This window comes from Vibrio sp. ED004, from assembly GCF_023206395.1.
Taxonomy (GTDB): Bacteria; Pseudomonadota; Gammaproteobacteria; order Enterobacterales; family Vibrionaceae; genus Vibrio.
The window spans coordinates 3,750,812-3,762,920 of the sequence record NZ_CP066149.1; the positions used below are offsets into that span (position 1 = coordinate 3,750,812).

Here is a 12,109-nt window from a genome sequence, read left to right on the forward strand (position 1 = left end):
CGTGCTTCGCTCTGTTCACGGAGCACAAGATAAAGAATTGTTAATGTTTGGCATATTCAGTAATTTTGAAGTTTACGTTCAGATTTTATGAACGATGATATCAAGAGGATTTACGATAGGGAGAGTCGCTCAAACTATGAACAAACTATCGGTTATTTAAGGAAATAGTGGGGGATATTTGATTAGAAGCTAAATTTGGATAGGAGCTGAAGAGAATAAAAAAGGTGCAGCTGATACTGCACCATTAATCATTAGGTAAGCACTATTTGACGCTTACTGGTGGTTTACTGATCGCCTTTTACATCAAAGCTAATCTTGTCTGCACCAGTAAATACTTGGAAGCGCAAGCCTTTAGCTCGAGCGATCGTAGTGATGCCGAACTTCTGCGCTAAGTCTAAACCCATTTGTGTAACACCTGAGCGTGATAACAGAACAGGGATGCCCATTTGCGCTACTTTGATGACCATTTCAGAGGTTAGACGGCCCGTGGTGTAGAAGATCTTATCTGCGCCATCTTCTTTGTTAAGCCACATCTCACCCGCTAGGGTATCAACCGCATTGTGACGGCCTACATCTTCCACAAACGACAACACTTGGTCGTCTTTACAAACAGCACAACCATGAACCGCACCCGCTTTTTTGTAGGTGTCGTTGTAATGAGTCAGCGCTTCTAGAGCTGTATAGATTTCAGATTGCTTAATCTTGGTTTGAGGCACTTGGTAATCTTCCAACTGCTTCATTACGTTTCCATACATGGTGCCTTGGCCACAACCAGACGTTACCGTCTTCTTCTTCAATGCTTGTTCAAGTTGGCTGGTATCTTCTTTGGTGATAACCGCTGCAGAGCTGGTTTCCCAATCGATAATGATAGATTCCACCGCTTCTGGATCAGACAGGAAGCTTTGGTTTTTCAAATAGCCTAAGACTAACGCTTCTGGGCGCGAGCCTAATGTCATCAGCGTTACGATCTCTTTCCAGTTCAACATCACGGTAAGAGGGCGCTCGCACGCGATTTGTTTCGTTAGCTTTTCGCCATATTCATCAAACACTTCAACTTCGATGGTCTGAAGTGGGTTTTCACTGGTTTTTATTATGTTTGGTTTTACCACAGTCACGTCCTACTTAATGAGATAGCGATTTTAAGAGATAAGAAGTTAGGCAAGAGTCATCATACGACTCTTTAGAATACATGCGTTCTCTGTCTCTTAGTCAGTCTTAGCTTTAACTCAAGCATTTAGCAATTCTCATTCCAAAATAGCGGCTATTCGAGAAAACATGAATCATTCGATTAAAATAGAGCAAAATATGAGAGTTCACGGGTAGAGCTGTCTGAATTTACGCGTATCGACTACCGTTATAAGGGTGACTGTCTAACAAAAGCAGCGATGTTTATTGATGACGGTTAGCGGTTATTGGCGTGTTTATTGCTTTATAGGGCTTATATGATTGCGCTCAGTACAAAATGTCCTAAGTGCATTCAGACCAAAGAAAATCAATTGGGTGAAGTATGTCTGAGATAAAAGAATTCAAAGAACAATATGAGAAAACAGAAGCAGCTTGGCCTATCGGTGTCCAAAGAATAGAGAAAGAGATCAAAACGGGCATCTGGGTAACCACTCAATGGGAATTGACCGGATTTGAACTGTCACCAGAAGACGATACGCAAGATGTGTGTTTGCTTCAGTTACACAAAGACGAACGTACTGACTATCGATTCAATTTAAGCTCTCAACAACCGAAGCTTTTCTTAGTGATGGATAATGTCGATTCAGGCGTTAAGCCAATCATTCAATTGCTGACAGCCTCACAAACCGTTGCAGGGCAATATATGGACGGAGATAACCAAGTACTGTCTTACGACATGCCTTTGCCTGTACAAGCCTGGATGGAAGCCTTTATCGGTCGTCATGGCGAGTTATTAGAAGCAAGACGTAAGAAACGTAAAGGGGCGGGCAGATCAAATGGCAACTAATTTCTTTAGCCGTTGGTCTCAACGAAAACTCGACGACTCTGCCGATCAAGCGTCACAAGCAGAACAAACATTAGAAGCCGAGCAAAAGCTTGAAGAAGTTCAAGTGGCGTCCTCAGAGGCTCCAACTTCTGAAACCTCGTCTGATACGCTTTCTTCTCCTGACGTAGAAACATCTGAGTCATTAGAAAGCAGTCCAGATACAGAGGCCGAAGCCACACAAGATGGAGCCACTGAAGCAAGTGAAGATTTGTCTGTTGCTCAACTATTGGTATCAGAAGCCTCAGAAAGCGTAAAAAAAGCCGCATTGCGTAAATTATTTCTCTCAGAGGAGTTTAATGTACGTGATGGCTTAGATGATTATGATGACGACTACAGCAATCTTAAGTCACTTTCCGAAGGTGTCGCTGAAACATTACGTGATTGGGTCAAAGATAAAACTGAAGAAGAACCAGCTGAGGAATCATCTCAAGATATTGAAAATAAAGAAGAAGACTCAGTTGGTAACGTTGAAGAAGCGGAATCAGAGCTTGTTGAAAGTGACGAAATCACGGGACAAGAAAAAGAACTGTATAAAAATACAGTATCAGATAATAGCGACACCGAATCTATAGAAGATGACTTAAAAGAGGTGGGACAAAATATACCACACAAAGAATAGGTACATTTTGACTAAACACTCAATGATCCGCTTGCGACAAAATGTCCCAAGCGGTTTTTTTATTGTTCAAACAGACTTAAATTTACGCTAATTCATTGAAAATAATGAATTATTAAATTGGCATGGCATTTGCTAAATATCGTTCATTATCAACTTTTTTGTAGATAGCCTGAGTAAGGTTGACTGGATAATGAATAGCTAGCGAGACCGTTAGTTGTTAACTGATTACTCAGCAAGTTCTCTGTCGCTAACTACAATGAAGGTTGAACAGATTATCCATATCCAAAGATGGAACTGAGCAATGCTTAAACAATTATTAGAACAAGCAACTTCAAATAACGCGAAAGCAAGGCTGTATGCATTTGAAAATACAGTTGAGTTAACAAACCTGATTCCACCGACAGTCAGTTATGAAAGCGGTGGTAATACGCTGATTATTGGTCCAACGGCGATCATCGAAAGTGCTGCGGCGCAATTGCCTCAGTTAACAAGCCTGACACTGCTTTCAACCGATGGTGTGAAAGCGACGAATACTGAGTCAGAGCTTTACTACGCGAACGCGGTTCAAGTTTCTGGTTTCCTAGGTACGTTCGAAGTTCTTATCGAGAGCAAAGGCCTAACCAATAACCTAGCGAAAGTGGCGATTAATCATGACTGCTTCGATGTGGTTTTGGATTTATGCCTAAGCAGCTGTATGACTGAAGAAGTGCCTGTCCCTGGTTATTACCCAGTTGGGCGCGGCTATCCTAAATTGGCTGAAGCGTTGGAAGAGATTCCTACGTTAATGGGCACGTTTGATAAGCCTAAGTTCTTCCGTTTAGACACAAACCTTTGTGCGCACAGTTCTCGTGGCGTGAAAGGTTGTGAGCGTTGTGTTGATGCTTGTCCAGCTGGCGCACTTTCAAGTGAAGGTTCAGATAAGACAGGTCACAAGATCGAGATTAACCCTTACCTATGCCAAGGCGTGGGTACTTGTGCAACGAGCTGTCCGACAGAAGCTATCTCTTACGCATTGCCTAATCCTGACGATACTCAAAAATTCATTGAACGTACGCTAGCTAACTACGAGCAAGCGGGCGGTTTGGATCCTATCGTACTTATCTGTAGCTCACGTCATGAAACCTACAACGTGATGGCGCTTAAAGCTCTACCAGATAACGTGATTCCGATTGTTGTGGAAGAACTGCCTTCTATTGGTATCGATACTTGGTTTGCAGCTCTCGTCAATGGTGCGACTCAGGTTCTGTTTGCAGCATCTCGCTTTATGCCAGAAACGATCATTCGTGTTCTGAATAACGAAGTAGGGATCGCACAGGAACTGCTAGACCAAATCGGTATTCCAAAAGAAACCATCGATATCCTGTATTTGGAATCGCTACGTGAAGGTCCTCCAACACTGTGTGTGGATTCGTTCGACCTTGCACTTGGCGATCTGCACGGTAATAAGCGCCAACGTCTATTCACTGCACTTGATGCTATGTCTTCGGCTCGCATTCCAGTTGAGAACATTGTTGAGCTTCCATCGAATGCGCCATATGGCACGGTTTCGTGTGAAAGCAAAGATTGTACGTTGTGTATGAGTTGTGTGGCTGTGTGTCCGACACGAGCACTTCATACCGACGGCGCATCTCCATCACTTAAATTTGTAGAACAAGACTGTATTCAATGTGGTCTGTGTGAAAAAGCATGTCCTGAGAATGTTCTGACTCTAACGCCTCGTATGAACTGGGTGAAAGAGGAGCGTCAGAAAGCGGTTGTGATTCATGAAGAGAAAGCAGCGGAATGTGTACGTTGCCATAAACCATTCGCACCTCAATCTATGATTGACATGTTACAGAACAAGTTACGCGGTCACTCTCACTTTTCAGATGAAGCAGCGATTAATCGTATTGCGATGTGTGAAGACTGTCGTGTGGTGGATATGTTCGATTCAATGGCTCAAGACCCATTGAAACAATTGAAATACTAGGAGTTAGCCTTGGAAACGAATTTGGATCAGGCACAAGAACAGACACTAAGAACTGAAATCTATTTGGTTCTATCTGCGCTGTTTCGTAGCGCACCTTCTGAAGAGGTGATCGACTTTCTAAAGACACTAGATATTGAAGCGTCTGAAAGCGCAATGCAGAAAGCTTGGATTGCTATTCAACAAGCAGCAACAGAATCAAACCGTGAAGCTCTTGAAGACGAATATCAAGACCTGTTCATCGGTATTGGTCGTGGAGAAGTCGTTCCATTTGGTTCTTGGCATCGCACTGGCGCCATGATGGAAAAACCATTGGCAGAGATTCGTCATGATTTAGAGCTTTTAGGCATTGAGCGTGATGATCAAGTCAAAGAGCCAGAAGATCACATCGCAGCATTGTGTGAAGTGATGGCGATGCTAACGGCTGAGGAAGAAGCACTGCAACAGGCGGTATTCAATAAGCACCTTGGCCCTTGGTTTAACTCTTTCACGCGTCAGCTTGCAGGGGCAGAAAGCGCGAACTTCTACAAATCGGCCGCTCAACTGTGTGAAGCATTCCTAACGTTAGAACAAGTGCGTTTTAGCGTTAATACCAAAAGCAGTAAGCACAAATTAAAGATTGATGTGAAAAACGTCACTGATTACGAGTAATCGAGCAGTACGCGATTATATCGATAGAGGGGCATTAAGCCTCCAAAAAAAGATCTACCGTAAGGTAAGGAAGCAATGATGAAAGATAATAAAGATATAAATACAAGCCGTAGGGACTTACTCAAAGGCTTGACGACTGCAGCCGTAGCTGGTGCCGTTGTCGCTGGTACAACTAAAGTGGCAACCGCTTCAGAAACTGTTGACATTTCGAAAGAAGACGTGAAGAAGACTGGGTATCGTGAAACGCAACATATTCGCGATTACTACGACACACTTTAGGAGATAACGGATGAAACTTGTCAAACGCTCCGATAGTGTGAGCAAAGAAACCAATCAGTTAGGCGTGTCTCGACGTGCCTTCATGAAAAACACTTCATTAGCTGCTGGTGGCGCAGTGGTAGGCGCAAGTCTATTCGCACCGGGCATGATGAAGAAAGCACAGGCTAAATCAGTCGATCCAGAAGCGAAAACAGAAGTGAAACGTACTATCTGTTCTCATTGTTCTGTGGGTTGTGGTATCTACGCTGAAGTTCAAAATGGCGTATGGACAGGTCAAGAGCCTGCATTCGATCACCCATTTAACGCTGGTGGGCACTGTGCGAAAGGTGCTGCACTTCGTGAGCACGGCCACGGTGAACGTCGTCTTAAGTACCCAATGAAATTGGAAGGCGGTAAGTGGAAGAAGCTTTCTTGGGAACAGGCGATTGAAGAAATCGGTAACAAAGCGCTAGAACTTCGCAAAGAATCTGGCCCTGATTCAGTTTACTTCCTAGGCAGTGCGAAACACAGCAACGAGCAAGCTTATGCATTCCGTAAGATGGCGTCGCTTTGGGGCACGAACAACGTTGACCACCAAGCGCGTATTTGTCACTCAACCACAGTAGCCGGTGTTGCGAACACTTGGGGTTACGGTGCAATGACAAACTCGTTCAATGACATGCACAACTGTAAATCGATGCTGTTCATTGGTTCAAACCCTGCAGAAGCTCACCCAGTAGCGATGCAACACATCTTGATCGCGAAAGAGAAGAACAACTGTAAGATCGTTGTTGCGGATCCTCGTCGTACGCGTACTGCTGCGAAATCTGATCACTATGTATCACTTCGCCCAGGTTCAGACGTTGCGTTTATCTGGGGTGTGCTGTGGCATGTCTTTGCTAACAAATGGGAAGACCAAGAATTCATCCGCCAACGTGTATTCGGCATGGAAGAGATCCGTGAAGAAGTCGCGAAGTGGAGCCCAGCTGAAGTTGAGCGTGTAACAGGCGTAAGCGAACAAGACGTTTACCAAACAGCGAAACTGCTTTCTGAAAACCGTCCGGGTTGTATCGTTTGGTGTATGGGTGGTACTCAGCACACGACGGGTAACAACAACACACGTGCTTACTGTGTACTTGAGCTTGCGCTAGGTAACATCGGTAAATCAGGCGGCGGTGCAAACATCTTCCGTGGTCACGATAACGTACAAGGCGCAACTGACCTTGGCGTACTGTCTGACACACTTCCAGGCTACTACGGCTTGTCTGAAGGTTCTTGGCGTCACTGGTCTAAAGTTTGGGACGTAGACTTTGACTGGATCAAAGGCCGTTTCGACGACAACGCATATGGCGGTCAAAAACCAATGAACAGTGCAGGTATCCCTGTATCTCGTTGGGTTGATGGCGTACTTGAAGACAAAGACAAGATTCGTCAACGCGAAAACATCCGTGCGATGTTCTACTGGGGTCACGCAGTGAACTCTCAGACTCGTGGTCCTGAAATGAAGAAGGCGATGCAGAAGCTGGATATGATGGTTATTGTTGACCCATACCCAACGGTTGCAGCGGTAATGAACGATCGTACTGACGGCGTTTACCTGCTTCCAGCAACGACTCAGTTTGAAACCTACGGCAGTGTAACGGCATCAAACCGTTCTCTACAGTGGCGTGACAAGGTCGTAGACCCTCTGTTCGAATCTAAGCCTGACCACGAAATCATGTACCTTCTTTCTAAGAAGCTTGGTTTCTCTGATCAGCTGTTCAAAAACATCCGTGTTGAGAACAACCAACCATTGATTGAAGACATTACTCGTGAATTCAACAAAGGTATGTGGACGATCGGCTACACAGGTCAAAGCCCAGAGCGTTTGAAAGAGCACCAACAAAACTGGCACACGTTCCACAAAACAACGCTTGCTGCAGAAGGCGGCCCAGCGAATGGTGAGACTTACGGTCTGCCTTGGCCATGTTGGGGCAACCCAGAGATGAAACACCCAGGCACACATATCCTTTACGATACGTCTAAGCCTGTTGCAGAGGGCGGCGGTAACTTCCGTACTCGTTTCGGTGTTGAGTTTGAAGGTCAAAGCCTACTGGCTGAAGACAGCTACTCGAAAGGCAGCGAAATCAAAGATGGCTACCCTGAGTTCAGTGACAAACTACTGAAACAACTGGGTTGGTGGGATGACCTAACAGCAGAAGAGAAAGCCTCTGCTGAAGGTAAAAACTGGAAGACCGACGTTTCTGGCGGTATTCAACGTGTGGCTATCAAGCACGGTTGTATCCCGTTTGGTAATGCAAAAGCGCGTGCGATTGTTTGGACATTCCCAGACCGCGTACCACTGCACCGTGAACCGCTTTACACGCCACGTCGCGACCTAGTTGCTGACTACCCAACGTGGGATGACAAAGAAGCGATTTTCCGTGTACCTACGCTTTACAAGTCGATTCAAGACCAAGACAAATCTGGCGAATACCCGATTATTCTGACTTCTGGTCGTCTGGTTGAGTACGAAGGTGGTGGTGAAGAGACACGTTCAAACCCATGGCTAGCTGAGCTTCAACAAGAGATGTTCGTTGAAGTGAACCCGAAAGACGCGAACGACATCGGCTTTAAAGACGGTGATGATGTTTGGGTTGAGGGGGCTGAGAAGGGCCGTATTAAGGTGAAAGCGATGGTTACACGTCGTGTGAAACCGGGGCTGGCGTTCATTCCATTCCACTTCGGTGGTAAGTTCCAAGGCGAAGATTTGCGTTCTAAATACCCAGAAGGCACTGATCCTTACGTTATTGGTGAAGCTGCTAACACAGCAACCACTTATGGTTACGACCCTGTCACGTTGATGCAGGAAACGAAAGTAACCCTTTGTAATATTCGTAAAGCGTAAGGAGTCTTAAAATGGCTAGAATGAAATTTCTTTGTGACACCAAGCGTTGTATCGAATGTAACGGTTGTGTCACTGCATGTAAGAATGAAAATGATGATGCTCTGGAATGGGGTATTCAACGTCGTCGCGTTGTCACACTGAACGATGGCGAACCGGGTGAAAACTCAATCTCAGTAGCGTGTATGCACTGTACTGATGCGCCATGTATGGCAGTTTGCCCTGCAGACTGTTTTGAACATACAGAAGACGGCATCGTACTTCACAATAAAGATCTGTGTATCGGTTGTGGTTACTGCTTGTTTGCTTGTCCGTTTGGCGCACCTCAATTCCCTAAACAGGAAGCGTTTGGTGAGCGCGGTAAGATGGACAAATGTACCTTCTGTGCTGGCGGTCCAGAGACAGAACCAGGTTCTGTTGAAGAGCGTCAAAAGTACGGTGCGAACCGTATTGCTGAAGGCAAACTGCCGATGTGTGCTTCGCTTTGTTCAACTAAAGCACTGCTAGCGGGTGACGCAGAGAAAGTTTCTGATGTTTTCCGTCAGCGTGTTGTTGAACGTGGTGCGAAAGGTGCAGGTTGGACAGACGGCAACGACCTTTCTTACGATGCGACTAAGAGCTAAGTAGGAGAGACATATGCTTACAATGTTTAAGCGTCTCTTCCTTGTTGTGCTGCCGATGTTGGCAGCACTAACAATGCTTTCTCCTATGAGTCATGCATCTGAGACGAACTCATCACAAACTCAATCGAGCTCTGCTCAACGAGAAATCACACAGCTTGCTGGTGCCGATTTTTGGCGACAAGTAAGAAATGGTGAGGAAGGTTACACCACATCTCAATCAGCTGAGCACGGTGTGTTAATCAGTACTCCAGGTCAAACGTGGTACATATTGAAAGAGAAGTGGATGTCACCAGCCGGTGCTGTCGCTATCTTTGGCAGTATTGCTTTTGTGACTTTGATGTACGTTGTGATTGGCCCGCTAATGCTAAGTGCACCAAAAACAGGACGTAAGATCAAACGTTGGTCTCGACTTGATCGCGCATTGCACTGGAGCATGGCGTTTACCTTCTTAACACTGGCGTTCAGTGGTTTGATGTTGGTTTACGGTAAACACTTCTTGAAACCTTATATCCCAACGGATCTATGGGGCTTCATCGTTCTACTGGCTAAGCAATACCATAACTACATCGGCCCGATTTTCTATGTGCTGTTGATGGCTGTTCTTATCAAGTGGTGGCGCAAGTCTATCTTCAAGATGGTCGATATCCAGTGGTTCATGAAACTGGGTGGTATGGTCGGGAAACATAAAGGTTCTCACCCATCTGCAGAGTTTTCGAACGCAGGTGAAAAAGCACTGTTCTGGCTATTGATTGTTATGGGTAGTGTGGCTGCGATCAGTGGCTTGGTTTTAGACTTCCCAATCTTCGGTCAAACGCGTCGAGATATGGAGCTTTCAAACCTAGTCCACATGTTGGCTGCTTTGATCCTTATCTGTGGTTTCGTGTTCCACATCTACATCGGCTTGTTCGGTATGGAAGGGGCATTAGAAGGCATGGTAACAGGCGAAGTTGATGAGACTTGGGCTAAAGAGCACCATGACCTTTGGTACAAAGAAGTGATGGAACAAGAGAAAAACGGCGTTGAACAAAGCGCTAACGCAACAACAGAGAAAACGGAAGGGGTGAATAAGAATGAACAAACCTCATAAAGGTATTTGGGTCGCTTACATACTAAGCTACTTTACGCCATTTACTTGCCTTCTCTCTGGTGTGGTTGCCATCATCTACGCGGGCTATCGTTTAGATAAAGGTGAAGACGGTGAAGTAGTGGATACCCATTACTACGGCCTGATTCGCTCGTTCTTCTTGAACCTGACGTTCTTTGTAGTGCTTATCGTCACGGTAGCGACCTCTAATGGCGTGTTAATCGGTGTGAACGATTACTGGTATCAAAACCATATTATCGATGACATCGCTTATTACATCCCGTATGTAGGCATGTTATTCGGCGGTGTTGCGATTGTGGTTTGGTTTATCCGCATGTATCAAGGCATGCAGCGTTTAAGTCAAAACCTACCGCAAAACCCGTCGACAGGACCAAACCTGTAACGCTAATACGTTAACGACATACCTAAAGAAAGCCCAGTGATTCATTTCACTGGGCTTTTTGTTTTTAAGTCTCCGGAACCGTAAATAGTTGTCAGCCGCTATCTGCATCAGAACCTACTTATTGACCGCTTCAATATGGTGCAACTCCCTTATTTGGTGCAATTGTCGTTGTGATTTTTTTGGCTTTTAAGAACCATAAAAGTGCACCTAAATATTTAGACTCTAATAATCAATAAGTTAAAAACAAAATCTGTTGCACGAAAATTACCCTTCACACTTGGAACACATCTTGCGTTTACTGTTGAGTCTTTAATTAATTACAACATTGAATCGCACGATATCAGTGCAAATCAGATAAAGCGAAGGAGAATGCTTTAATGAGTGAAACGGTGACTCAAGTTCATAGTGCAGTACAAACCCTTACCCAAAGTTCAGACACTTTATTCCTATTACTCGGCGCAATCATGGTCTTCCTGATGCACGCTGGCTTTGCGTTTCTCGAAGTCGGTACCGTGCGAAAGAAGAACCAAGTCAACGCGCTGGTTAAGATCCTTTCCGACTTTGGTGTCTCCGCCATCGCTTACTTCTTTATCGGTTATTGGGTTGCTTACGGCGGTCACTTTTTTGCCGACGCTGAAACGCTCTCGCAAGGTAATGGATACGAACTGGTTAAGTTCTTCTTCCTGATGACCTTCGCAGCCGCAATTCCTGCGATTGTTTCTGGTGGTATCGCAGAGCGTGCACGTTTCTATCCAATTTTGATTGCGACACTGTTTACGGTCGGTTTCATCTACCCATTTTTCGAAGGCATCATTTGGAACGGTAGTTTTGGCTTCCAAGATTGGTTAGAAGGTCAGTTTGGCTATGGGTTCCATGACTTCGCAGGCTCTGTGGTCGTTCATGGTGTTGGCGGTTGGATTGCATTGGTTGCGGTTTACTTCCTTGGTATGCGTAAAGGTCGCATCCGCGCAGGTAAACACACAAACTTCGCACCATCGAACATTCCTTTCCTAGCACTAGGTTCTTGGATCTTATGTGTGGGTTGGTTTGGCTTTAACGTGATGTCTGCACAAGCAATCAACGGCATCAGCGGCCTAGTGGCGATGAACTCACTGATGGCAATGGTTGGCGGTATTCTGGCGGCGCTTGTTGCAGGAAAGAATGACCCAGGCTTTATTCATAATGGTCCTTTGGCTGGTCTAGTAGCGATTTGTGCAGGTTCAGACTTAATGCACCCATTAGGCGCGTTAGTGACTGGCGGTGCGGCAGGCGCATTGTTTGTTTACCTGTTCACTTACATGCAAAACAAAACACAGATTGATGATGTATTGGGTGTGTGGCCTCTACACGGCGTATGTGGCGCTTGGGGTGGCATTGCAGCGGGTATCTTCGGCTCACAAACATTCTGGGGCTTAGGTGGTGTAAGCTTTGCTTCTCAAGTGGTTGGGACACTGGCGGGTATTGCTGTTGCTTTAATTGGCGCTTTGATTGTTTATGGCATGCTCAGCAAGCTAACAGGCCTACGTTTGAGTGAAGAAGATGAGTTCAACGGTGCGGATCTTTCAATCCATAAGATCTCTTCTATCAACGAAGACTAATATCGTTCACTT

The 12,109-nt window shown here is 45.3% G+C and carries 11 protein-coding genes; 10 read left to right on the top strand and 1 reads right to left on the bottom strand.

Going from position 1 to position 12,109, the window contains the following annotated elements; all coding sequences use genetic code 11:
• Positions 1-284: 284 nt before the first annotated feature.
• Positions 285-1,109: a formate dehydrogenase accessory sulfurtransferase FdhD gene (locus tag ITG10_RS17150; protein ID WP_248386552.1), complete on the bottom strand. Its 825-nt coding sequence runs from the start codon at positions 1,107-1,109 to the stop codon at positions 285-287.
• Between the two features lie 398 nt (positions 1,110-1,507).
• Here ITG10_RS17150 and ITG10_RS17155 point away from each other — a divergent pair, with 398 nt between their 5' ends.
• The 10 genes from ITG10_RS17155 (at position 1,508) to ITG10_RS17200 (ending at position 12,097) form a co-directional block, all read left to right on the top strand.
• Entirely contained in the window at positions 1,508-1,972 is a 465-nt protein-coding gene (locus tag ITG10_RS17155) for a DUF3305 domain-containing protein (RefSeq protein ID WP_017630662.1), read from the top strand.
• The gene (locus ITG10_RS17160; protein WP_017630661.1) at positions 1,962-2,630 is read left to right on the top strand and encodes a DUF3306 domain-containing protein; all 669 of its coding nucleotides are present in this window, start codon (positions 1,962-1,964) and stop codon (positions 2,628-2,630) included. Before ITG10_RS17155 ends, ITG10_RS17160 begins: the two co-directional genes overlap by 11 nt.
• Positions 2,631-2,931: 301 nt before the next feature.
• A complete protein-coding gene (locus tag ITG10_RS17165) occupies positions 2,932-4,599 on the top strand; it encodes a 4Fe-4S dicluster domain-containing protein (RefSeq protein WP_248386553.1) in 1,668 nt (555 codons plus the stop codon).
• 9 nt (positions 4,600-4,608) lie between these two features.
• Complete coding sequence (locus tag ITG10_RS17170) at positions 4,609-5,247, top strand: molecular chaperone TorD family protein (protein WP_017630660.1); 639 nt, start codon at positions 4,609-4,611, stop codon at positions 5,245-5,247.
• A 78-nt stretch (positions 5,248-5,325) separates the two neighbouring features.
• Positions 5,326-5,526: a twin-arginine translocation signal domain-containing protein gene (locus tag ITG10_RS17175; protein WP_017630659.1), complete on the top strand. Its 201-nt coding sequence runs from the start codon at positions 5,326-5,328 to the stop codon at positions 5,524-5,526.
• 10 nt (positions 5,527-5,536) lie between these two features.
• Positions 5,537-8,392: a formate dehydrogenase subunit alpha gene (locus ITG10_RS17180; RefSeq protein WP_017630658.1), complete on the top strand. Its 2,856-nt coding sequence runs from the start codon at positions 5,537-5,539 to the stop codon at positions 8,390-8,392.
• Between the two features lie 11 nt (positions 8,393-8,403).
• Complete coding sequence (gene fdh3B, locus ITG10_RS17185) at positions 8,404-9,012, top strand: formate dehydrogenase FDH3 subunit beta (RefSeq protein ID WP_004742271.1); 609 nt, start codon at positions 8,404-8,406, stop codon at positions 9,010-9,012.
• 13 nt (positions 9,013-9,025) lie between these two features.
• The gene (locus ITG10_RS17190; protein WP_248386554.1) at positions 9,026-10,099 is read left to right on the top strand and encodes a formate dehydrogenase subunit gamma; all 1,074 of its coding nucleotides are present in this window, start codon (positions 9,026-9,028) and stop codon (positions 10,097-10,099) included.
• Positions 10,083-10,499: a hypothetical protein gene (locus ITG10_RS17195; protein ID WP_017630926.1), complete on the top strand. Its 417-nt coding sequence runs from the start codon at positions 10,083-10,085 to the stop codon at positions 10,497-10,499. The genes ITG10_RS17190 and ITG10_RS17195 overlap by 17 nt, the downstream gene beginning before the upstream one ends.
• A gap of 377 nt (positions 10,500-10,876) precedes the next feature.
• On the top strand, positions 10,877-12,097 hold the full coding sequence (locus tag ITG10_RS17200) for an ammonium transporter (RefSeq protein ID WP_248386555.1): 1,221 nt from the start codon (positions 10,877-10,879) through the stop codon (positions 12,095-12,097).
• Positions 12,098-12,109 lie beyond the last annotated feature (12 nt).